This is a genomic window from Mycobacterium sp. (assembly GCF_035274705.1).
GTDB lineage: Bacteria > Actinomycetota > Actinomycetes > Mycobacteriales > Mycobacteriaceae > Mycobacterium.
Genome location: NZ_DATENY010000037.1, coordinates 55,018 through 76,658, shown reverse-complemented (window position 1 = coordinate 76,658; position 21,641 = coordinate 55,018). Strand labels below are relative to the sequence as shown.

Genomic DNA, 21,641 nt, shown 5'->3' with positions numbered 1-21,641 from the left:
AGCGTCAGCTGCCGCGGCGGCGGGTCTTGATGATGTCGAGGCGCTCCTTGAGCAGCTCCTCCAGCTCTTCGACCGAGCGGCGCTCCAGCAGCATGTCCCAGTGGGTGCGCGGCGGCTTGACCTTCTTCGGCTCGGGCGCATCGCCCTCGATCAGGGTGCCTTCCATGCCGTTGCGGCACAGCCAGGTGTGGGGAATCTCGGCGTCGTCGGCGAACGGGACGTCAAACTCCTCACCGTTGTCGGTGCGGTAGCGGGCGACCTGACGCGGCGCCAAGTCGTGGTTGCGGTCGGTCTCGTAGCTCACGGCTCCGAGGCGACTGCCCCTCAAGACACGATCAGCCATCGTCAACACTCCTCAATAAGCTCAATTTGTCCGGCTACTCAACGCAGCAACGCGGCGCGCAGTTCCCGACTCGACCGTCCATGATACCGGGATCGGCGCCCCCGCCGGTTTACAGTCACCTCCGTGGCACGTCGTCTTCGTCCTCAGCCCTGTCGCTGGTGTGGTCGTGAAGTCGCTGACGCGGGGCTGGGCCGGCGTCGTCAGTACTGCAGGCAGTCCTGCCGGCAACGCGCCTATGAACAGCGCGCGATAGTCAAGGGCACCTCGCTCGCGCCGGATGCGGTGGTCCTCACCGCTGACGAGGCAGCAGAGCTGTCTGACCGCGTCTACCAGGTCAGATGCGCAGCCGAAGACGTCGCGACCGCGATCGAAGAAGGCGCCGACGGCACAGAACTGCGGGAACTGTGCGATGCGCTGATGCGCGCTGCCAAGGCGGCCGACGGCTGGCGGTAGCTCGTTCGAACCCTCGGTAGGGCTCGTTCGTCGATACGATTAGCCAGCAACGAGCCGTCGAGATGGGAACACCGTGCCGCTGTCACCGCCTGAATCGACGCCCACTGCCAGCGGCGTGTGGCGCTTCGACGGTTTTGTCCTGGACACGCACCGGTACGAACTGCGCTCCGGCGGTGACGTGATCCGCGTCGAGCCGCAGGTGTTTGACGTACTCACCCAACTGATCAGCAACCACGACCGCTTCGTGTCCAAAGAGGAGCTGTTCGATTCCGTATGGGGCGGCCGGTTCGTCGGTGAGGCCGCGTTGACCAGCCGCATCAAGGCCGCGCGCCGGGCGCTGGGTGATGACGGCGAATCGCAGCGCTACATCCGAACCGTCCGGGGCCGCGGGTACCAGTTCGTCGGCACGATCCTCGCCGACGCCACCGCCGCACCAACGCCACCGCCTCTCGAGGAACCGCCGCCGCCCCGCCAGCACATCGCCTTCTGCCGCGCCTCCGACGGAGTTCGGCTGGCCTACGCGGTGGCCGGGGAGGGGCCGCCGCTGGTTCGAGCGGCCAACTGGATGACCCATCTCGGTTACGACATTGAAAGCCCGGTCTGGAAGCACTGGGTCCGTGACCTGTCTCTGAATCACAAATTCATCCGCTACGACGAACGCGGCTGCGGCCTATCCGATTGGGAAGCAACAGATTTCACATTCGACGACTGGGTGGCCGACCTCGAGTCCGTGGTCGAGGCGCTCGGGCTCGACCGTTTCCCGTTACTCGGGGTGTCGCAGGGTGGAGCCGTCGCGGTGGCATACGCAGCGCGGCATCCCGACCGGGTGAGCAAGCTGGTGCTATGTAGTGCGTACGCACGCGGTCGCGCGGTACGGGCCGTCGGTGACGATGAAACGCGTGCCGCTGCATTGGATCTCGAACTTGCCCGAGTCGGATGGGGCCGAGACGATCCGGCATTCCGGCAGGTCTTCGCCGCGCAGTTCTTGCCCGACGGCACGCGCGCAGACTGGGCGGCGTTCGATCAATTGCAGCGGCGGACAACATCTCCGGAGAATGCGGTGCGCTTCCTGGAAGAGTTCGGCCGCGTCGACGTTCGCGACGCGGCCCGCGAGGTGTCGTGTCCGACGCTGATCATGCATTCTCGCGACGACCATCGCGTGCCCATGCGGTTCGGCGAGGAACTTGCCGCCCTGGTACCGGATTCCCGGCTCGTTGCGTTGTCCAGTAACAACCACTTGCTGACGTCGGCCGAGCCCGCGTGGCAGGTGTTCCGCTCTGAGCTCGACGCCTTTCTCGCGGGCTGAGCGCGATAGAACGGTCGCAGATCGCCCGTTTTCTCCATGCAATCTCCACACATTCTTCATGTGCGCCTGCCTGCGGCAATCCATGCTGGGTACATGAAAAAGCACTTCCGCACCCTGCTCGTGAGCGTCAGCGCGCTCATCGCCCTGGGCACTCTGTCAGCTTGCTCCGGCGGGAAAACCACCGAGGCAACCCCTACATCTGAAGCAGCCACCACGCCACCGGCGACCGCGACGCCTTTCCCGCCGTCGGCCAGATACGTCGCCGACATGAAAGCCGCCGACGGGAAGACGATGTCGATCGGCATCTCCGTTGACGGCGCATCGATAGCCGCGTACGCGTGCAACGGCACCGACGACGAGGCGTGGTTCTTCGGCAACCAGGCCGACGGCAAGATCGACGTCAAGTCCCGGTTCCGCGACACTCTCAGCGCACACTTCACCGGCAACGACGTCCAGGGCGACCTGACTATGAACGGTGTCGCCTACAAGTTCACCGCTGCGCCGGCGTCCGGCGTGGCCGGCATGTACACCGCAGATTTGAACGGTGTGCGCGCGTCCTGGGTGGTCCGCGAAGACGGATCGGCGATCGGTGTCCAGTTCAATGGCGGTATCAGCGGCCGTGACTTCGAACAGGCCGAGCTGCAGCAGCTCAAGGATGACCAGTTCCGGGCACAGGTCCGCAGCAAGCGTCAGCTTCAGCAGGCCAGCCAGATCAGCTTCCTGCAGAACAAGAGTGCAAGCTCGACGATCAACGGGCGGCAGGTGACGCCGACGCTCGTCACTGGCACGTTCCGGCTGTCATAAACCGTTGTCGCCCAACGGCCCTGCCGGTGTGAACGATCGCACCCGCAGGGCCGTTCGGCTTTGCATCACGCAGAATCAAACCCTTCAACGGCGAAATGCGGCCGCGTAACGTCGGGCCACCGTGACTAGTCCCGCCGAGCTGGCCCCGCCACTTGCGCAGATGACTCCTGCGCGGAATAGCCGCCTGCGCCAAGGCAAGTGGAGTCTGATCCGCCTGGCGTCACCTCTGGCGCTTCTCGGCTTATGGCAGCTGGGCAGCGCACTGGGTCTCATCCCGCAGGACGTCCTGCCGGCCCCGTCGTTGATCCTTGATGCAGGTGTCGAGCTGATCGAGAACGGGCAGCTCACCGACGCGCTTCGGGTATCGGGTCTGCGCGTGGTGGAGGGACTGCTGCTGGGCGGATTTCTCGGTCTCGCACTGGGAACCGCGGTGGGGTTGTCTCGATGGTTCGAGGCGGCGGTCGACCCGCCGATGCAGATGATCCGCGCGCTGCCACATCTTGGGCTGATCCCGTTGTTCATTCTGTGGTTTGGCATCGGTGAATTACCCAAGGTGCTTCTGGTCGCGCTCGGCGTCAGCTTTCCGCTGTATCTGAACACGTTCTCGGCGATCCGTCAGGTCGACACGAAGCTGTTCGAAACGGCCCAGGTGCTCGGGTTCTCGTTCTGGCAACGATTTCGGACGATCATCGTGCCGAGCGCCGCACCGCAGGTACTCGTCGGGGTGCGGCAGTCACTGGCGATCGCGTGGCTGACGCTGATCGTCGCCGAGCAGATCAATGCAGACAAGGGAATCGGGTTCCTGATCAACAACGCCCGCGACTTCCTGCGTATCGACATCATCATCTTCGGGCTGATTGTCTACGCGCTGCTCGGCATCGGCACCGACGCCATCGTCCGCGCACTGGAACACCGAGCATTGAGGTATCGCTCATGACGTTGACCACTGCTCAAACGACCCGCCTCGCCGGTGAATTGCGCCATGTGAACAAGTGGTACGGCGACCACCACGTGCTACGCGATGTCTCGCTACGCATCGACCGCGGTGAAATCGTGGCGCTCATCGGACGGAGTGGCTCCGGCAAGTCGACTGTCTTGCGGGTGCTGGCCGGCCTGTCGACCGACCACACCGGGAATCGCGCGGTGTCGGGCGCACCGGCGCTGGCGTTCCAGGAGCCGCGGCTGTTTCCGTGGCGCGACGTCCGCACCAACGTGGTCTACGGGCTCACCCGCACCCGGCTGTCCAAGTCCGAAGCTGCCGCCCGAGCCGACCGGGCCTTGGCCGACGTTGGCTTGGCCGACCGTGCCGAGGTATGGCCGCTGACCCTGTCTGGCGGTCAGGCACAACGGGTTTCGCTGGCCCGCGCGCTCGTCGCCGAGCCGGAGCTGTTGATGCTCGACGAGCCGTTCGGAGCGCTCGACGCGCTGACCCGGCTGAGCATGCGTGCGTTGCTGCTCGACCTCTGGCGTGAACACGGTTTCGGTGTGCTGCTGGTCACCCACGATGTCGACGAAGCGATTGCGCTGGCCGACCGAGTGCTGGTTCTCGAATCTGGTCGCGTCGCGCATTCACTGGCCATCGATGAACCACGCCGATCACCGCACGCCCAGCAATACCGAGCCGAGCTTTTGGACAAGCTCGGCGTCCAGATCTGAAACGAAAAGGGAGCTTTGATGCCCAAGGCACGATTCGCCGCGCTCTTGATCATGGTCGTCGCACTGGTGGCGGGGTGTGTGTCGCGTCAGGACGGTTCCGGCGCCAAGGAGGCGCCCGCCACGGTGCCGCTCTCCGAATTGTCCGGTCTGACTTTGCAAATCGGCGATCAGAAGGGCAACACGGAGGCGTTGCTGCGCGCTGCCGATGCGCTCGACAACCTGCCCTACCAGGTGGCGTTCTCGACGTTCACTTCCGGCCCGCCTCAGATCGAGGCCGCAACGGCGGGCAAGATCGACTTCGCGATCACCGGCAACACCCCGCCGATCTTCGGTGCGGCGTCCAACGCCAAGGTGAAGGTGGTGGCCGCCTACGACGGCGGTGGAAACGGCGACCAGATCCTCGTGCACGCCGATTCGCCGATCAGGTCGATCGCCGACTTGCGCGGCAAGAGCATCGCGGTCGGCAAGGGTAGCTCCGCGAACGGCCACATCCTCGGCCAGCTCGAAAAGGCCGGTCTCTCATCGTCGGACGTCAAATTCGTGTTCCTGCAGCCCGCCGATGCATTGTCGGCGTTCACCCAACATCAGACCGATGCCTGGGCGATCTGGGATCCCTACACCGCGCAGGCTGAGGCCGAGATTCCGGTACGCAGCATCGGTCAGGCCAAGGGCGTCACCAATGGATATTGGTTCGGGATTGCATCCGATCAGGCGCTGGCGGACCCCAAGCGCAACACCGCGTTGCAGGATCTGCTCGTGCGCTTCGAGAAAGCCGTGCGCTGGGCCCAAGACCATCCGCAGCAATGGGCGGACAGCTATGCCGCCGCCGTAGGATTGGACCCGAAGGTGGCCGCCGTCGTGCAGGCCCGCAGCCTTCGGCTGCCCACCGAACTCGACGACGAGATCGTCGCCTCCGAGCAGAAGCTGGCCGACCTTTTCGCAGAATCAGGCCAAATAGCCTCACCCGCACCGAAATTCGATCAGTGGGTCGACAAGCGATACAACGACGCACTGCGCCCACTGTTCATCAGCACCAACTGAGGAAGAGGACAATGCCTACTCCGTCTGAATCGCCCGCTCCGCGGGCGAAATTCTTCTGGTTTCTGCCCACCAACGGCGACAGCCGCTCGATCGTCGGGGCGTCGCACGCGTCGTCGCATCACACACTGCCGGCGAATTACCGTGCACCGAGCCGCCGGTATCTGGCCGAGGTGGCCCGCGCCGCCGACCGGCTGGGCTACGAGGGCGTGCTCACGCCGACCGGAACCTGGTGTGAGGACGCGTGGTTGACCGCGTCGGCGCTGCTGGCCGAGACCGAGCGGCTGAAGTTTCTTGTCGCCTTTCGCCCTGGGCTGGTACCGCCGACGCTCGCCGCGCAGCAGACAGCGACCCTGCAGCGGTTCTCCGAAGGTCGAGTGTTACTCAACATCGTCAGCGGGGGAGACGACCTCGAACAGCGCCGGTTCGGCGACTGGCTCAGCCACGACGAGCGCTATGCCCGCACCGGCGAGTTCCTGCACATTGTGAATTCCGTCTGGAGGCAGGAGTCGGTCGACTTCACCGGCGACTACTACACGGTCTCCGACGCGCGGGTGTACGAACCGCCGGATCCGGTGCCGCAGATCTACTTTGGCGGATCCTCGCCCGCCGCGCTGCCGGTCGCCGCGCAGCATGTCGACGTCTACCTGACCTGGGGGGAGCCGCCGCCGTCGGCCGCCGCCAAGATCGAGAAAGTGCGCAAGCTGACGGAAGCACGCGGCCGCCAGGTGCGTTTCGGCATCCGCCTGCACACCATCAGCCGGGACACCTCGGCAGCGGCGTGGGCGGTGGCCGACGAGCTGCTGGCTGAACTGGCGCCTGATCAGATCGCGAAAGCCACACAGCTGCATGCGAAATCGGAGTCCGAAGGGCAGCGGCGGATGACCGCTCTGCACGGCGGGCGAGTGGACCAGCTCGAGATCTACCCCAACCTGTGGGCGGGGGTGGGGCTGGTTCGCGGCGGCGCGGGAACGGCGCTGGTCGGCAGCCACGAGGAAGTCGCGAACCTGATCTACGAATATCACTCGCTGGGCTTCGACGAGTTCATCCTCTCGGGCTACCCGCACCTGGAGGAGGCGTATTGGTTCGCCGAAGGGGTGCTGCCGCTGCTGAAGCAAAAGGGTGTCGCCTAACGCAGCACCTCCAAACTGCGCACAGATCGCGTTTTCGCGCTGGATGGCGGTCTCTGCGCAGTTTCGCGGGCTGACGCGCGCGGTGAGAAGCGCTATTATCTGCGTATGAATGCAGATACGCAGGTCTGTGCGCGGCGCCTGGCTGACGAACATGCTGACCTGGTCGTCGAGGTGTTTCGGATGCTCGCCGACTCGACCCGCGTCCAGCTGCTGTGGGTGCTGGCCGACCACGAGCTGTCGGTCAACGACCTCGCCGCACGGGTCGCCAAGCCCGCGCCGTCGGTGTCGCAACACCTGGCCAAGCTGCGGATGGCGCGGCTGGTGCGTACCCGCCGCGAGGGCACGCAGGTGTTCTACCGGCTCGAAAACGACCATGTGCGCCAGCTCGTCACCGATGCGGTGTACAACGCCGAGCATGCGGCCGGCGGCGTTCCCGCCCACCACCTGAAGGACGCTGAGCTGCAGCTGATCCACGAACAGGGCACAGGCTGATGGGCTCGCGTCATATTTCGTGGCTCGGCCACGGTCGTCATATTTCGTGGCTCGGCCACGGTGGCCACAGCCACGACCACGCCGACAGTGTCGACGACGCCCTGCGCGACAGCGCCGCGGGAATCCGAGCGGTCAAGATCAGCCTGGTGGTACTCGGCATCACCGCTGTCGCGCAGTTGGCGGTTGTCGCCTGGTCGGGTTCGGTGGCGCTGTTCGCCGACACCGTGCACAACCTCTCCGACGCGTTGACGGCCGCGCCCCTGTGGATCGCATTCTCGATAAGCCGGCGCGCCGCTACACGTCGCTACACCTATGGCTTCGGTCGAGTCGAGGATCTTGCCGGATTGTTCGTCGTGGCGGTGATCGCAATTTCTGCGGTGGTGGCGGCGGTCCAGGCCGTCCGCCGTCTGGTCGATCCGGTACCGCTGGAACATCTCGGGTGGGTCGCCGCGGCCGGCGTCGTCGGATTTGTCGGCAATGAAGTGGTAGCGCTTTATCGCATCCGCGTAGGCCACCGCATCGGGTCGGCCGCATTGCGGGCCGACGGAATGCACGCGCGCGCAGACGGTTTGACGTCGCTGGCCGTTGTGGCCGGTGCCTTGGGTGCGGCGCTGGGCTTTCCGGCCGCCGATCCGCTCGTCGGTCTGCTGATCGCGGCGGCGATCTGTGTGGTCCTCGTCTTCGCGGCCCGCGACGTGTTCGGCAGGCTCATGGACCGCATCGACCCCGAATTGATCGACACCGCTACCACAGTCTTGGCTGACCGGCCGGGAGTTCGCGCCGTTCGACGGGTCAGGATGCGCTGGGTCGGTCATCAACTCGAAGCGGACGCCGAGCTCGACGTCGACCCGTTACTGAGTCTGGCCGAGGCGCACCGGGTTGCCCACGGTGCCGAACATGAACTGGCGCATGCCATTCCGAAGCTGGGCCCGGTGATCGTGCATGCCTATCCAGCCCACGACGCCGCGTTCAGCAACTGAACATCTCGCCAATCTGCGGCGGTGCCGTCGCGGGTTCGAGACACCCGAAAGGCTCCACCCCGGCGTCGCTGAGCCGCACGGCCGACTGGTGGGCGTAGTTCACGCAGAACAAGCCCTTCGGGTCGCTGCGGCAGCGATAATCGCCGAAGGCCAGTGACTGGCCGTACGGCAATTCGGCGCCATTGCCCGCGGTAAACCGGCCCGGATCCCCGTGTACCGAGCCGACCGCGACACTCATGCCGTCGAAGTCCACCCATCCGCCCTTCCACTCGCCATACGCATCGGCGGGTCGGGGTGGTGGGTTCACGAGATCGACGAGGCACGCCAGCGCGCCCTTGCTGGACTTCGAGTCGGTCATGCAATCGGTTTTGCCCGACGGAGTGGTGAATGCGACGTCGTCGCCGAGCTGCGTCGTGTCGCCGCCGCGAGTGGCGACGTGATAGCCGGCGGGATCGGCCGGTGAGCCGGCCTCGATCCAGGACACCACGGCGCCGATCTGCGCGCCAGCTGCTGGCGGTTGGGCTGGGACCGTCGAGTTCGTCGATGGCGTGGAGCGCGCCGTGCTCGGAAGCGCCGACAGTGCGGGTCCCGAGCGTTGGGCGTCCCCGCCCACAGACTGTGAACACCCTGCCACCAGCACAGACGCCGCAATCACCCCAGCCATTCGCATATCGGCAAGGCTAGCGGCCCGACACACGATCGCTGGACAGGCGCGGCGGCGAGGCTTTGTTGGATACCGTCGGTTTATGCACGAACACACCGTCCGCGCAACCATCGCGTCCGGCATTGTCGAGGGATTCACCCGCGACGGCGTCAACCGCTGGCGGTCGATTCCGTACGCCCGCCCTCCGGTGGGCCCGCTGCGTCTGCGCGCCCCTCAGCCGGTGCAGCCGTGGCCCGGCGTGCGGTATTGCCACGGAGTCGGCTACTGCGCGCCGCAGCAGCGCAAGTACACGATCCTCGCGCCCGGCAAGTACCAGCCGATGAGCGAAGACTGCCTGACGCTCAACGTCGTCACACCCGAGTCGCCGACCAGGCAGCCGCTGCCGGTGTTGGTCTTCATCCACGGCGGCGGGTACATCCTGGGCAGCTCGGCGACACCGATCTACGACGGTGCAGCGTTGGCGCGCAGGGGCTGCGTGTACGTATCGGTGAACTACCGGCTCGGCGCGTTGGGTTGTCTCGACCTGTCGTCGCTGTCGAACCGCGACATCACCATCGACGACAACCTCTACCTGCGCGACCTCGTGATGGCGCTGCGGTGGGTCCGCGACAACATCGCGGTGTTCGGCGGCGACGCTCACAATGTGACGATCTTCGGCGAAAGCGCGGGTGCGCACGCCGTCGCGACGTTACTCGCGGTACCCGCCGCCAAAGGCCTCTTCGCCCAAGCGATTTGCGAGAGCCCGGCCAGCGGAATGGTTCGCACACCGGAGGTGGCGGCAGAATACGCCACCAAGTTCGCAACGCTGCTTGGCGCACGCCTCCAGGACGGCGCCCATGCGGTCATGGCCGCGCGGCCCGCCGAGTTGGTCGACGCGTTCGACCAGCTGATCATTCACGGCCAGCGCGACATGCTCGGCGCCTTCGCCGCCGGCCCGACGTCCGGCACCGACTACCTGCCTCTCGATCCGGTGCAGGCGATGACGAGCGGCAAGGCGCACCGCGTGCCGCTGATCGTCGGCACCAACGCCGAAGAAGGAAGGCTTTTCACACGCTTTCTCAAGCTACTACCGATGACCGAGCCGATGATCGAACGATTGCTGGCTGAAGCTGAACCCGCTGAGCGCGAACGTATTACGGCGGCATACCCGAACTACCCGCATCCCGACGCGTGCATCCAGCTCGGCGGCGACTTCGCCTTCGGCTCGGCGGTCTGGCAGATCGCCGAAGCCCACAGCCGGCACGCGCCGACGTATCTCTACCGGTATGACTACGCGCCACGCGTGCTGCAGTGGTCGGGGTTGGGCGCAACGCATGCCACCGAGCTGTTCGCCGTGTTCGACGTGTACCGCACGAAGTTCGGTCGTCTGCTGACAGCCGCCGCCGATCGCCGTTCGGCGCTGCGGGTAAGTCGCGACGTGCAGAGGCGGTGGCACGAGTTCAGCCGCATCGGGGTACCGGGAGACGGCTGGCCCGCATATACCCACGATGACCGCCCAGTGATGGTTTTCGACCGGCATCCCCGCGTTGAATTCGACCCGCACTCCGCCCGTCGGCAGGCGTGGGAGGGCTTTTCACTCGCCGCGCCGTGACGGTTGGCTGAACTTCACGAATCGTCGACGTCGTCGACGGCGGATGTGATTGCTTAGTCGCGTGGCTGACGTCGTTGAACAACCATCCGATCTGACTGCCGAGTGGCTCACCGCAGCGCTCGATGCACCCGTGACCGGCTTTGAGTTCGAGCGCATCGGCACCGGCCAGATGAGCGAGTGCTACCGCGTCGCACTCACATACGGGGACCAAGGTGCAGGCCCGAATTCGGTTGTCCTCAAGGTCGCCGCTACCGATCCCAGCAGCCGTCAGACCGGTCTGGCACTTGGGCTATACGAGCGGGAAGTGCGTTTCTACACCGAGATCGCGCCGGGTTTGGACGGTCCTGTCGCGCCGTGCTATCACGCCGCGTACGACGCGGAGACCGGTGCGTTTCACCTACTGTTGGGCGATGCCGCGCCGGCAGTCGTCGGCGACGAAATTCACGGCGCCACACGCGGACAGGCACTCCTGGCGCTGACCGAACTCGGCAAGCTGCACGCACCGTTGCTCGGCGACACGGCCGCGGCCCAGGCGGACTGGCTCCACCGCGACTCACCGATGAACCAGGTACTCATCGGCCAGCTGTACACGGGGTTCTCGGAGCGCTACGCCGACCGGATCACCCCCGAGCATCGCGCGGTATGCGAGCGGTTGGTAGCCGGCTTCGACGCCTATCTGGCCGCTGAAGCCGAACGGTTGCACGGACTTGTGCACGGTGACTATCGCCTGGACAACATGCTTTTCGGCAAGGCCGGCGCCGAGCGCCCGCTCACAGTGGTCGACTGGCAGACCGTGACGTGGGGGCAGGCGTTCACCGACGTGGCGTACTTCCTCGGCTGCGCGCTGCCGACTGAGCAGCGCCGCGACCACTACGACGCGCTGCTGCGGGCATACCACGACGGCCTCGGCCCCGACGCACCGATCAGCCTCGACGACGTCCGCGACGGCGTGCGGCGTGCGAGCTTCTTCGGGGTGATGATGGCCATCGTGTCGTCGATGCTCGTCGCCCGCACCGACCGCGGCGATGAGATGTTCATGGTCATGCTGCAGCGCCATTGCCGGCATGTGCTCGACACCGGTGCGCTTGACGCGCTCCCTGAACCCGTTGCACCGCAGCCTCTTACACCCGCGATTGATGACGAAGGCCGCCACCAGGCGACCGACGAGCCGCTGTGGAACGAGAGCTGGTATTTCGACTTCGCCGACCCGCGCCAAGAGGTCGGCGGTTGGATCAGGCTCGGCCTGTATCCGAGCCAGCAGACGGCATGGATCAACGCGCTGGTGTGTGGACCCGACATGCCCACCATCGCAGTGAACGACTTCGAAGCCGCGGTTCCCGACGATCTGGCCGGGATCCACACTGACGCCGTCGAACTCGCCCTCACCGCAACGGAACCGCTGCAGACATACCGCGTCAGGCTGCGCGGACGCGGACAGGCCTATGACGATCCGGCCGCGCTGCTGCACGGTGAGTCGGGCCGGGCCGTCGAGGTCACCATGGACCTCGTGTGGACGACGGCCGGCACGCCCTACCAGTACCGGATCACGCCGCGGTATGAAATTCCGTGCACAGTGTCGGGCAGCGTCACCGTCGACGGCCGCGAATTCGCGCTTCACGACGTTGCGGGTCAGCGGGACCATTCCTGGGGAGTGCGTGACTGGTGGGCCATGGATTGGGTGTGGAGTGCACTTCACCTCGACGACGGAACCCATCTGCACGGCGTCGACATTCGCATCCCTGGAGCTCCCGCGATCGGCGTCGGCTACATCCAGCCACCAGGCCAGCCGCTGGTCGAGCTGCATGCAGTCAACGCGCGGGAAACCTTCGCCGACAACGGTTTACCTGTGTCGACGACGCTTCGTCTCGGTGAGCTGACCACTACCATCGACGTCCGTGGACACGCGCCGGTGTTGCTCACGTCGCGCGACGGGCGCGTCAGCCACTTTCCGCGGGCCTGGGCCACCGTGACGACCACCGACGGCCGAACCGGTGTCGGCTGGGTGGAATGGAACCGCAACCAACCCCATCCCTAACGCCGCGAGCGTGCGTGTCTGCGGGCGACACGCCGGAGAACACCGCGATTTTGCGCACGCTCACGGCAGGCTGATGGCCGTCGACCACCTCGGCCACTTCGCGTTGACGTGCCTGCTCGGCGACAAGATCACGGATCGAGTGGTCGCGGTGGCAAGCGCGATGTACCTCTTCGCCCGCATCCATATCGACGACCTGAATTGGCACACTCGCCGGTACTCGGCGATGTCGGCCTATGCGGAATCCAAGCTGGCGAACCTGCTTTTCGTACATGAGCTGACCGCCCGCGGCATCCGGGCGTATGCGTCCGATCCGGGAATGACCGATACCGGCATCACCAGAAGTGCCGCCGACCGATCAGGGCGCCAGGGCGAGCATTGAGGCGGTGAGCACGGATCTGCCGAGCGGCACATATCTTGCACCGCGGTTCAACCAGTGGGGCAGACCCAAGGTGACCAAACTGCGGCCAAAGGGCCGCGACCCTCTCATGGCCCGCCGGCTATGGGAAGCCTCTGCCGACCTGACCGGCTGCAACTGGCCGTAAGGCTTAGGACAGATGCGCGCTGTCGTCGTCAAGGTCGTGGCGGCCCAGGCCCATCGGCGTCGCGGCAGGCACGTCCCCGGCGGCGACCACCTTGCGGGTGATTGGCGTAAGCGCCCCGAACAACGCCTCGACCTCGTCGTCGTCGAGCGCGTCGAGCGCCGACAGCGCCAACTCGTCGGTGGTGTCTTCGATGCGCTGTTTGAGGTCACGTCCCCCATCGGTCAGTTCGCCGTCCACGTCAAGGAGACCCCGGCTGGCCAACTGCTCGTGATAGCGGCCCCATTGGTTTTCGTCGTAGTCGCGGCTGCGCATGATCATCTCCCTGGGAACTCTCCCCGCCGCGGCGTGTAGCACGTTCGACTCGCGGCCCGACACGGAGTGAGTGATCAACACGGCCACATGCCCGTCACCGCGCTGTTCGCGCAGCAGTGTGACCGCGTGCCACAGACGGGCCAGCGGTTCGTCGGGCCAATCCAACGACACATTCGCCGCGTACAGGGGCCGCCCATCGGGTGGAGCGCTGCGTGCAGCCTTGGCGGCGAGATCAGCTGCGACGCGAGCCTCGTCATCCGTCACGCCGTAGCGGCGCAGCGCAGCCACCGCCGAATCCCGGCGTACGCGCAGCGCGTCATCAGGTGAGGCGATCTCCCACACCGCGGGTAGCGCCTTGGCGACGCGCTCCGGGGCGAAGTTGTAGAACACCGCGGTCACGACCTCCGTCGGCACCACCCCGAACGGGGCTGACCGGGCGGCGAAGTAGCCCTTCCAGAATCCGTGAAAGCCCAGACCTTCGAGGGCGGTTCGGGATTCGGGAGCGAAGTAGGTGACGGCGTGCACCGGTTCGAAGCGGTCGAAGAAGCGGCGCGCCAGCGAAGGTTGTCTACTCACTCTGGCAGTTAACCATTACGCCCGCGCCTAACTTGCCATGGCCCGCGTCACGTCCCTAGGACGTCTCGGAAAACTCTTCTGCCACAGCCGATGCCGCTTCGTCGATGATCGCGAGCATCGCGCGTTCTGCGGCCGCCTCGTCACGCAGCCGGATCGCACGGGCCACTTGGTCGTGCAGCTCGATGGCCGCCGCGTTAGGTGTCTCGGGCATCATGCCGTGATGAGTACGACCCGTCAGCACTTCGGCGACCACACCGTTGAGCGCGCGGAACATCTCGTTGCGGCTGGCCTCCAGCATCGTTTGGTGAAAGACTTTGTCGGCCAATAGATATGCCTCGAGGTCGCCGGAGCGGCCGTGCATGACCATGTCCGAGACGGCGGCGGCCATGATTCGGCATTGGTGTGGGTCGGCACGACGGGCTGCCAGCGCCGCCGCGGCAGGCTCGAATCCCCGTCGTAGCTCCGATAGCGACACCAGCTGGGCGGCGCGGTCGCCTGCCTGGAGCCGCCAGCGAATGAGCCGAGGATCGAAGACATTCCATTTCTGTGGGGGCTGGATGGTGATGCCCACTCGCCGGCGCGATTCGACCATGCCCATCGACTCCAGCACGCGGACCGCCTCCCGAGTCACGCTGCGCGATACGCCGTGCCCCGCGCCAACCCCGTCGAGCGTGATCACCTGGCCGGGCGGGTACTCGCCTGACACGATCGCGCAGCCCAACGCGTCGAGGAGGTTGCCATGCAGAGCTCCGACGTTTGATGGCGATGCCACGCATACATCTTGTCATAGCTTTGCTGGCGTTGTTAAAACCATATGATTCCGCATCAGGGTTGCAATGGTATGACTATTGAGGCATGCTGTGTGACGCCAAGCACAACTGGGTAGGTGGAGGAGATGGCGTCACCAATCGTCGTCATGGGCGTTTCTGGCTCGGGTAAGTCGACCGTCGGGGCGGCACTGGCGCAGCGACTGAGAGTGCCGTTCGCCGACGCCGACGACTTCCATCCGCCCGCCAACATCGCCAAGATGACGGCCGGTCAACCCCTCGACGACGATGACCGCTATCCGTGGCTCGAAGCGATCGGCGAATGGCTCGCCCAGCATTGCGGCGACGGCGGGGTGATGAGCTGCTCGGCGCTCAAGCGCAAGTACCGCGACCAGTTGCGTCGTGGATGCCCAGACGTCGAATTCCTGCATCTGTCCGGCACACCCGAGGTCATCGGCAAGCGACAGGCCAGCCGGCCCGGACACTTCATGCCCGCGTCCCTGCTGGCATCTCAGTTCGCCACGCTCGAGGCACTCGAGCCCGATGAACGCGGCATCGTCATCGATGTCGATCAGAACATCGATTCCATCATCGACAACTATGTCGCGTTATCCGGTACGCGCACAACGGAACAGGAGAACCGATGACTGCAGATATCGGGTCGGCACTCACCATCCTGGCGGCCGACACCAAGCTGGTTGAACCGGTCGCTGGCGGCTGGCAGCTGATCCTTGCGGCGCTTGCCGGTATCGCGCTGATCGTCGTGCTGATCACGATCGCCAAGCTGCATCCGTTCCTCGCATTGATTTTCGGCGCCATCACCGTTGGCATTGTTGCGGGACAGAACCCGGGGGATGTCCTCGACTCGTTCGGCAAGGGATTCGGCGATACCGCTGCGGGGGTGGGCATCCTGATCGCGCTCGGTGCGATGTTCGCCAAGCTGCTCGCCGATTCCGGCGGGGCCGACGAGATCGTCGACAGCATCGTGGGGCACGCATCACCACGGGCACTACCGTGGGCAATGGCATTGGTGGGGGCCATCATTGGCCTGCCGATGTTCTTCGAGATCGGCCTGGTGCTACTGATGCCGGTCATCTATCTGGTCGCCAAACGGTCGCAGCTCTCGCTGATCACCGTCGGCATCCCCGCGCTGGCAGGGCTTTCCGCGATGCACGGCCTGGTCCCGCCGCACCCCGGGCCGTTGACCGCCATCCAGCTGCTCAACGCCGACCTCGGTGTCACGCTGGCATTGGGTGTGGCGGTCGCTATTCCCACCGTGATCGTCGCCGGCCCGTTGTTCGGCAAGCTGGCCGGACGCTGGGTCGTCCTCGATGTGCCAGACCGGTTCGAGGCCGACGACTTCGCCAGAAACGGTGGTGGTTCAGTGACGACCGCCGCGGCGGGCGCCGAGGGTGAGGGCACGACGACGACGCAGACCGCCAGCCGCACTGAGCGCCGCCGGCCAAGCTTCGGCATCACCATGTTTTCCGTTCTGCTGCCCGTCGGCTTGATGATGGGTAAGGCGCTGGCCGACATCTTCATCGACGACAAAGGCAACGTGCTGCGCCAAACGTTCGACATTCTTGGCCGTCCGCTCGTGGCGCTGTTGATCGCGGTAGTGGTCGGCATTTTCACCCTGGGCCGCGGCGCAGCGATGACGCGTGATCAGATCGTCAAATGCCTTGAGACGTCGCTGCCCCCGGTCGCCGGCATCATCCTGATCGTCGCCGCCGGCGGCGGATTCAAACAGGTCCTTGTGGATACCGGTATCGGCACGATGCTCGCCGACTGGGCAAAGGGCACCGGTATCTCGGTGATCCTGCTGGCCTGGGTGCTGGCCGTATTGATCCGGCTCGCAACGGGTTCCGCGACGGTGGCGACCATTACCGCATCGTCGCTGATGCTGGGTCTGGTAGAAGGCATGAGCACCGGACAGGTTTCGCTGGTCGTGCTCGCCGTCGGCGCCGGCTCGCTGTTCTTCTCCCACGTCAACGACGCCGGCTTCTGGCTCGTCAAGGAGTACTTCGGCATGACGGTCGGTCAGACCATCAAGTCATGGTCGATCATGGAGACGGTGCTGTCGGTGACGGGCCTGATCCTGGTGTTGTTGCTCGGCATCGTGATTTGACGCCCCGTGGGTAGCGCGAGCAGACGCAAAAGTGCCCTATTTGGGACAATTTTGGGCAGTTTTGTGTCTGCTCGCGAGGAAACTTAGCCCTTGACGACCTGGGTGCCGCCCGCCAGTTCGTCGTGCTTGCCCTGCTTGGTCGGACTGCTGTTGATGGTCACCGCGATCACGATGACGGCGGCCAGCGTCAGCAGACCGCCGACGAACGGGATGATGTTGAGCAACGTCCACGAATTGCGGATCGCGGCCTGCTGAACATCCGGCTTGGGTGCGCCAGCAGGGCCGTGCACGCTCAGGCCCAACAGCTTCTTGCCCGGCGTCCACCCCTGGGTGGATTCGAAAGCCAGGAAGTACAGGAACATCAGCAGCCCGGAGAACAGACCGGTCACCCAGTAGTTCGTCAGCGCGCCGATCGCCAACGCGAGCACGAACGCGACGATGTTGACGATGATGCCGTCGATCAGTCGCGCGCCGAACCTCAGTGCCAAGCCGCCGGGTTCCTGTGCTCCGGGTGGCGGCGGGTATGCGCCGGGTTCGCCGTATTGTCCGGGCTGGGGTTCGTAATCGCCGGTTGTCATCGGATCTCCTGACCGCAGTGATTGTGAACGCAAATGTACCGCTCAGCACGGCATGCTGAGCGGTTTAGTGCGGTCTGATTCCTGTCAGCGGCGCCGGCGCTGCTCTACCTGGGTGCGCGCAGAATCGGCCAGCTCGGGGGCACGCTCCCGCGCCACGTCCGCCCATTCGCTGCCGCGCTCACGGGCGACCTCGGCCCATTCCGCGCCGCGTTCGCGTGCGACTTCTGCCAACTCGGCCCCGCGTTCACGAGCCGCCTCTGCGAGGACTGGTGCGCGCTCGCGCGCGACCTCGGCCAGCTCGGCGCCTCGCTCACGAGCGACATGAGCGAGTTCGGCGCCGCGCTCGCCGGCGACATGAGCCAGTTCGCGCCCGCGTTCGGCGCCGACCTGCAGGCCGTGGCTGACTTTGTCGGCCAGCGCGCTGTCGGCGAGTGCGCCACCGGAGGCGGCTCCGATGGGCAGCGCGGCGGTGACGGCTCCTGACACCTTGTGGGCGGCCCGCCGGCCGCGCCAGCCCAGGGAAGGTTTGCCCGCGGTGTCGACGGCGGCAATGATCAGGCCGCCGATGAGGCTCACGTCGGTGATGAAGGCACGTCGTTCATCGGCCTTGCGTGCCGGGTCGGATTCGCTCCAGAACGTATGCCCGCCAAGGCTGCCCGGCACGACGCTGAGCGCCAGGGCGGCAGACGCCAAGCGGGGGAGCTTGCCCGTCGCGAGTAGAAGCCCACCACCGATCTGCACCGCGGCGTTGATGCGGGCGACGGTCTCGGCGTTGGTTGGGACGTTCGTACCGACAGGATCCGGTAACTTGCTGAGGCCCTCGAGTGTGGGGCGGGCCGCATCCGCGGCGGGTTTGGGGCTGCGCAGAGCATCGACGCCGCGGCTGATGAAAACCGCTGACAACATCGGGCGCGCGATTCGTCGGATCAACATGGGCGAGGGGTTCCCCGGCTTACGGGGACGCAAACCCTAGTAGCGGTTGTCGGCGTCGCTTCGGCCGAGCAGCGGCATGAAGTACCAAAACGCCACGAGCGCCGCCAGCGTGCACCCGCCGGCGATCCAGGCGCCGGTCCTGCCGATGACCGTGTCGAAGATGACGACGGCGACGCCGCCGAGCGCGATGCCGAGCAGCACCGTGCCGACGATCGCATAGCTGTGCGCGGCCGACACCAGTGTCTTCATGCGGTGCCGACGAAACAGCAGCCGGTGCATGCTGACCGGGGCCACCAGCAACACCGTGGCGCCGATCGAGCATCCCACCGTGACGAGATAGACCGTGCGCATGGTGGCGTCCAGCTGCGTGAACCGCTGCTGAAACGGCAGTGTCAGCAGGAAGCCAGTGAGCAATTGGACACCGGTCTGCGCTACACGCAGCTCCTGCAGCAGGCTGGACCAATTTCGGTCCAGCCGTTGCGCTTCGGTCTCATCGCGGTCCTTGTCCCACTTCTGGTGGGCTTCCGGACGCTCGATGTCCTTCACGCCGCAATTCTGACAGCCACGCCGATCGCGATGGGTCGATCAGCGCCAATCAGGCCGCGTACCGGATCAGCGTGACGCCGCTCTGGAAAGTCTTCGCCGGCTGGGCCAAGCTCAGCCGCGGTATCACGGTCGCGTCGGGGAAGAGCCGGCGGCCGCGGCCCTGGACGGTCGGATAGACGAACAGCCGGTATTCGTCGACCACGCCCGCGGCGATCAGCGTGTGCGCCAGGGTGATACTGCCGGTCAGCACGATGTCCTTGCCTGGTTGCGCCTTCAGCGCGGTGGCCTGCTCGACGGGATCGCCGGTAAGCACGGTCGAGTTCTGCCACTGCGGATCGCGCATCGTCGAGGACACCACATACTTGGCGACCTTGTTGAGGTACTCCGTCACCCCGGTCGCATCGTCGGTCTGCTTGGGCCAGTAGCCACGGAAGTCCTCGAACGTCTGACGCCCGAGCAGCAGTGCGTCGGACTGCGCGTCTTGGCGATGTGACTCGGCGAGCAGGTCCTGATCCTGAAGCTGGGGATCGAACCAGTCGTCGAGCATCTCGATGGCCCCGTCCAGCGTGATGTTTTCGGTGATCACGAGTTTTCGCATACAGGTAATGACACCGACCGACCGCCGAAGTCATCGGGAGTAACTTCGCATGCGTGGCACTCGTTGCGGGTATCGACTCGTCCACCCAGTCCTGCAAGGTGGTGATCTGCGACGCCGACACCGGCGAGATCGTGCGTTCGGCGTCGTCGCCGCATCCCGACGGCACCGAGATCGATCCGCACCTGTGGTGGTCGGCGCTGCAGTCCAGCATCAACGCCGCCAAGGGACTCGACGACGTGGCCGCGGTGTCGGTCGGCGCGCAGCAGCATGGCATGGTATGCCTCGACGGCACCGGCCGCGTCATTCGAAATGCATTGCTGTGGAACGACACTCGATCCCGTGCCGCAGCCGCCGAGCTGGTTGCGGCGTTGGGCGGACCGGACCAGTGGGCAAAGCGGATCGGTGTGGTGCCGGTAGCGGCCATCACGGCGACGAAGTTGCGCTGGCTCGCCGACCATGAACCGGCGCACGCCGATGCGACCGCGGCGGTGTGCCTGCCGCATGACTGGCTGACGTGGCGGCTGTCCGGCTCGACCGACATCGGCACCCTATGCACCGACCGCAGCGACGCCAGCGGAACCGGATACTTCTCCTCTGAGACCAACAGTTACCAGCCTGACCTGCTCGAGCTGGCGATGCGGGGACGCCGGCCCGCGGTCCCGACGGTGCTGGGGCCGCACGACACGGCCGGGCAGACGTCCGCGGGCGCGGTGCTCGGCCCCGGTGCGGGCGACAACGCCGCGGCAGCGCTCGGTTTGGGTGCTGGCCCGGGTGACTGCGTAGTGTCGCTCGGCACGTCGGGCGTGGTGAGCGCCGTTGGGGAGGCCGCACCCCATGACCCGGAAGGCATCGTCGCCGGGTTCGCCGACGCCACTGGCCAACAACTGCCGCTGGTATGCACATTGAACGGTGCACCCGTGCTGGCCGCGGTCGCGACGATGCTGGGCCTGGACTTCGACGAATTGGACCGCCTGGCCTTGTCGGCGCCGTCCGGCGCAGAAGGCCTGACTCTGGTGCCGTACTTCGAGGGCGAACGCTCACCGAACCTGCCGGCAGCAGCCGGTGCGTTGCAAGGCGTGACAAAGCGAAACTTGTCCCCTGCGAATGTGGCTCGCGCCGCCGTAGAGGGGCTGCTGGCTTCGATGGCGTACTGCATCGAGAAGATCGCCTCGCAGGGCGTCGATGTGCGACGCATCATCCTGGTGGGCGGGGGAGCGCGATCGGAGGCCGTGCGACGCATCGCGCCCGCGATCTTCGGTGCGCCGGTGGATGTGCCGACGCCGGCGGAGTACGTCGCGCTCGGCGCGGCCAGGCAGGCGGCTTGGACACTGTCGCAACAGGATTCGCCACCTTCATGGTTGTTCGGCGTGACGGCGTCGTACACCGCAGAGCCCACGCCGGAGGTGCTCGACCAGTACCGCGCGGCCCAGCCGCTGACGTTGGGGCAGTGAACTTCACGTGGGAGCGGCTGGCGGATGGCGTTTTTCGGTGCCGACTTCCGTTCCTCGATGTGACCGTGGGCCTCGTTATTGGAGCGGCGGGAACGCTGTTGATCGATACGGGCACCACGCTGACCGAGGCGCGGGCGATCGCGCATGACGTGCAGGAGCTGGCACAGAACCATGTCACTCACATCCTGTTGACGCACAACCACTTCGACCATGTGCTCGGGTCGTCGGCGTTCGACGCTGCGATCTATTGCGCGCCAGAGGTCGCCGCGACGATGTCTGAGGGAATCGAGAATCTGCGTGCCGACGCGAGGCGTCACGGCGCCGACTCCGATGAAGTGGATCGGGCGATCGCGGCATTGCGCACGCCCGAACAGCAGGTCCATCGCGCAGTCATCGATCTCGGTGGCCGCACCGTCTCGATCAGCCATCCGGGCCGCGGGCACACCGGCCACGACTTGATCGCCGTCGTCGCCGGTTCAGAGTCAACGGTCGTGTTCTGCGGGGATCTCGTCGAAGAGTCCGGCGATCCGTGCATCGACGTCGACTCCGATCCGCAGGCGTGGCCGGCCACGCTGGAGCGTGTGCTCCAGGCCGGGGGAGAGGCTGCGATCTTCGTGCCAGGCCACGGCGCCGTCGTCGACGCGTCGTTCGTCCGCAGGCAGCGGGACTGGCTACGCAAACGAGTGTGACGAATTTCAACTACTCAACGTGACGT

Annotated in this window: 23 protein-coding genes and 1 pseudogene; 16 read left to right on the top strand and 8 right to left on the bottom strand. The window is 65.8% G+C overall.

Annotated features, from left to right (window positions below; all coding sequences use genetic code 11):
• Positions 1 to 4 precede the first annotated feature (4 nt).
• The gene (locus tag VJV41_RS09875) at positions 5 to 343 is read right to left on the bottom strand and encodes an RNA polymerase-binding protein RbpA (RefSeq protein ID WP_325333140.1); all 339 of its coding nucleotides are present in this window, start codon (positions 341 to 343) and stop codon (positions 5 to 7) included.
• Between the two features lie 123 nt (positions 344 to 466).
• Here VJV41_RS09875 and VJV41_RS09870 point away from each other — a divergent pair, with 123 nt between their 5' ends.
• The 9 genes from VJV41_RS09870 to VJV41_RS09830 all read left to right on the top strand — a co-directional run bounded on the left by VJV41_RS09870 (position 467) and on the right by VJV41_RS09830 (position 8,205).
• The gene (locus VJV41_RS09870) at positions 467 to 796 is read left to right on the top strand and encodes a hypothetical protein (RefSeq protein ID WP_325333137.1); all 330 of its coding nucleotides are present in this window, start codon (positions 467 to 469) and stop codon (positions 794 to 796) included.
• A 73-nt stretch (positions 797 to 869) separates the two neighbouring features.
• Positions 870 to 2,102 carry an alpha/beta fold hydrolase gene (locus VJV41_RS09865; RefSeq protein WP_414684924.1) on the top strand — a complete coding sequence of 411 codons (1,233 nt, stop codon included), beginning with the start codon at positions 870 to 872 and terminating at the stop codon, positions 2,100 to 2,102.
• A 93-nt stretch (positions 2,103 to 2,195) separates the two neighbouring features.
• Positions 2,196 to 2,906 carry a hypothetical protein gene (locus VJV41_RS09860; RefSeq protein WP_325333135.1) on the top strand — a complete coding sequence of 237 codons (711 nt, stop codon included), beginning with the start codon at positions 2,196 to 2,198 and terminating at the stop codon, positions 2,904 to 2,906.
• 160 nt (positions 2,907 to 3,066) lie between these two features.
• The gene (locus VJV41_RS09855) at positions 3,067 to 3,843 is read left to right on the top strand and encodes an ABC transporter permease (protein ID WP_325333242.1); all 777 of its coding nucleotides are present in this window, start codon (positions 3,067 to 3,069) and stop codon (positions 3,841 to 3,843) included.
• Positions 3,840 to 4,562 carry an ABC transporter ATP-binding protein gene (locus VJV41_RS09850; protein ID WP_325333133.1) on the top strand — a complete coding sequence of 241 codons (723 nt, stop codon included), beginning with the start codon at positions 3,840 to 3,842 and terminating at the stop codon, positions 4,560 to 4,562. The genes VJV41_RS09855 and VJV41_RS09850 overlap by 4 nt, the downstream gene beginning before the upstream one ends.
• Before the next feature lie 18 nt (positions 4,563 to 4,580).
• The gene (locus VJV41_RS09845) at positions 4,581 to 5,603 is read left to right on the top strand and encodes an ABC transporter substrate-binding protein (protein WP_325333132.1); all 1,023 of its coding nucleotides are present in this window, start codon (positions 4,581 to 4,583) and stop codon (positions 5,601 to 5,603) included.
• An 11-nt stretch (positions 5,604 to 5,614) separates the two neighbouring features.
• A complete protein-coding gene (locus tag VJV41_RS09840; protein WP_325333130.1) occupies positions 5,615 to 6,733 on the top strand; it encodes an LLM class flavin-dependent oxidoreductase in 1,119 nt (372 codons plus the stop codon).
• 105 nt (positions 6,734 to 6,838) lie between these two features.
• The gene (locus tag VJV41_RS09835) at positions 6,839 to 7,225 is read left to right on the top strand and encodes a metalloregulator ArsR/SmtB family transcription factor (protein WP_325333128.1); all 387 of its coding nucleotides are present in this window, start codon (positions 6,839 to 6,841) and stop codon (positions 7,223 to 7,225) included.
• Positions 7,225 to 8,205: a cation diffusion facilitator family transporter gene (locus VJV41_RS09830; RefSeq protein WP_325333126.1), complete on the top strand. Its 981-nt coding sequence runs from the start codon at positions 7,225 to 7,227 to the stop codon at positions 8,203 to 8,205. Before VJV41_RS09835 ends, VJV41_RS09830 begins: the two co-directional genes overlap by 1 nt.
• Here VJV41_RS09830 and VJV41_RS09825 read toward each other — a convergent pair.
• Entirely contained in the window at positions 8,195 to 8,875 is a 681-nt protein-coding gene (locus VJV41_RS09825) for a hypothetical protein (RefSeq protein ID WP_325333124.1), read from the bottom strand. The genes VJV41_RS09830 and VJV41_RS09825 overlap by 11 nt on opposite strands.
• A 76-nt stretch (positions 8,876 to 8,951) precedes the next feature.
• Here VJV41_RS09825 and VJV41_RS09820 point away from each other — a divergent pair, with 76 nt between their 5' ends.
• The 3 genes and pseudogenes from VJV41_RS09820 to VJV41_RS09810 all read left to right on the top strand — a co-directional run.
• Positions 8,952 to 10,460, top strand: a complete 1,509-nt coding sequence (locus VJV41_RS09820; RefSeq protein ID WP_325333122.1) for a carboxylesterase/lipase family protein — start codon at positions 8,952 to 8,954, stop codon at positions 10,458 to 10,460.
• Between the two features lie 61 nt (positions 10,461 to 10,521).
• Entirely contained in the window at positions 10,522 to 12,495 is a 1,974-nt protein-coding gene (locus VJV41_RS09815; RefSeq protein ID WP_325333120.1) for a phosphotransferase, read from the top strand.
• Between the two features lie 73 nt (positions 12,496 to 12,568).
• Positions 12,569 to 13,037: pseudogene (locus VJV41_RS09810) on the top strand (retinol dehydrogenase); the annotation flags it as partial.
• A gap of 3 nt (positions 13,038 to 13,040) precedes the next feature.
• On the opposite strand, the gene VJV41_RS09805 reads toward VJV41_RS09810, so the two are convergent.
• Both VJV41_RS09805 and VJV41_RS09800 read right to left on the bottom strand, forming a co-directional pair.
• The gene (locus tag VJV41_RS09805; RefSeq protein WP_325333118.1) at positions 13,041 to 13,925 is read right to left on the bottom strand and encodes an SCO6745 family protein; all 885 of its coding nucleotides are present in this window, start codon (positions 13,923 to 13,925) and stop codon (positions 13,041 to 13,043) included.
• Between the two features lie 55 nt (positions 13,926 to 13,980).
• Positions 13,981 to 14,697 carry a FadR/GntR family transcriptional regulator gene (locus tag VJV41_RS09800; RefSeq protein WP_325333116.1) on the bottom strand — a complete coding sequence of 239 codons (717 nt, stop codon included), beginning with the start codon at positions 14,695 to 14,697 and terminating at the stop codon, positions 13,981 to 13,983.
• 123 nt (positions 14,698 to 14,820) lie between these two features.
• Here VJV41_RS09800 and VJV41_RS09795 point away from each other — a divergent pair, with 123 nt between their 5' ends.
• Together VJV41_RS09795 and VJV41_RS09790 are read left to right on the top strand one after the other, a co-directional pair.
• The gene (locus VJV41_RS09795; protein WP_325333113.1) at positions 14,821 to 15,339 is read left to right on the top strand and encodes a gluconokinase; all 519 of its coding nucleotides are present in this window, start codon (positions 14,821 to 14,823) and stop codon (positions 15,337 to 15,339) included.
• Positions 15,336 to 16,820, top strand: a complete 1,485-nt coding sequence (locus tag VJV41_RS09790) for a gluconate:H+ symporter (protein ID WP_325333112.1) — start codon at positions 15,336 to 15,338, stop codon at positions 16,818 to 16,820. The genes VJV41_RS09795 and VJV41_RS09790 overlap by 4 nt, the downstream gene beginning before the upstream one ends.
• Before the next feature lie 83 nt (positions 16,821 to 16,903).
• Here the strand turns inward: VJV41_RS09790 and VJV41_RS09785 are convergent, their stop codons facing one another.
• From VJV41_RS09785 to VJV41_RS09770, 4 genes are all read right to left on the bottom strand, one after another.
• A complete protein-coding gene (locus VJV41_RS09785) occupies positions 16,904 to 17,398 on the bottom strand; it encodes an RDD family protein (RefSeq protein WP_325333111.1) in 495 nt (164 codons plus the stop codon).
• 84 nt (positions 17,399 to 17,482) lie between these two features.
• Positions 17,483 to 18,331, bottom strand: coding sequence for a DoxX family protein (locus VJV41_RS09780; protein ID WP_325333109.1), 849 nt, complete (start codon positions 18,329 to 18,331; stop codon positions 17,483 to 17,485).
• A gap of 36 nt (positions 18,332 to 18,367) precedes the next feature.
• Complete coding sequence (locus VJV41_RS09775; RefSeq protein WP_325333107.1) at positions 18,368 to 18,877, bottom strand: DUF6328 family protein; 510 nt, start codon at positions 18,875 to 18,877, stop codon at positions 18,368 to 18,370.
• Between the two features lie 49 nt (positions 18,878 to 18,926).
• A complete protein-coding gene (locus VJV41_RS09770) occupies positions 18,927 to 19,475 on the bottom strand; it encodes a dihydrofolate reductase family protein (protein ID WP_325333105.1) in 549 nt (182 codons plus the stop codon).
• A gap of 53 nt (positions 19,476 to 19,528) precedes the next feature.
• Here VJV41_RS09770 and xylB point away from each other — a divergent pair, with 53 nt between their 5' ends.
• Together xylB and VJV41_RS09760 are read left to right on the top strand one after the other, a co-directional pair.
• Complete coding sequence (xylB, locus tag VJV41_RS09765; RefSeq protein WP_325333103.1) at positions 19,529 to 20,926, top strand: xylulokinase; 1,398 nt, start codon at positions 19,529 to 19,531, stop codon at positions 20,924 to 20,926.
• Positions 20,923 to 21,615 (top strand): MBL fold metallo-hydrolase, encoded by a 693-nt coding sequence (locus tag VJV41_RS09760; protein WP_325333102.1) that lies wholly within the window; start codon positions 20,923 to 20,925, stop codon positions 21,613 to 21,615. The genes xylB and VJV41_RS09760 overlap by 4 nt, the downstream gene beginning before the upstream one ends.
• The last annotated feature ends 26 nt before the right edge of the window (positions 21,616 to 21,641 follow it).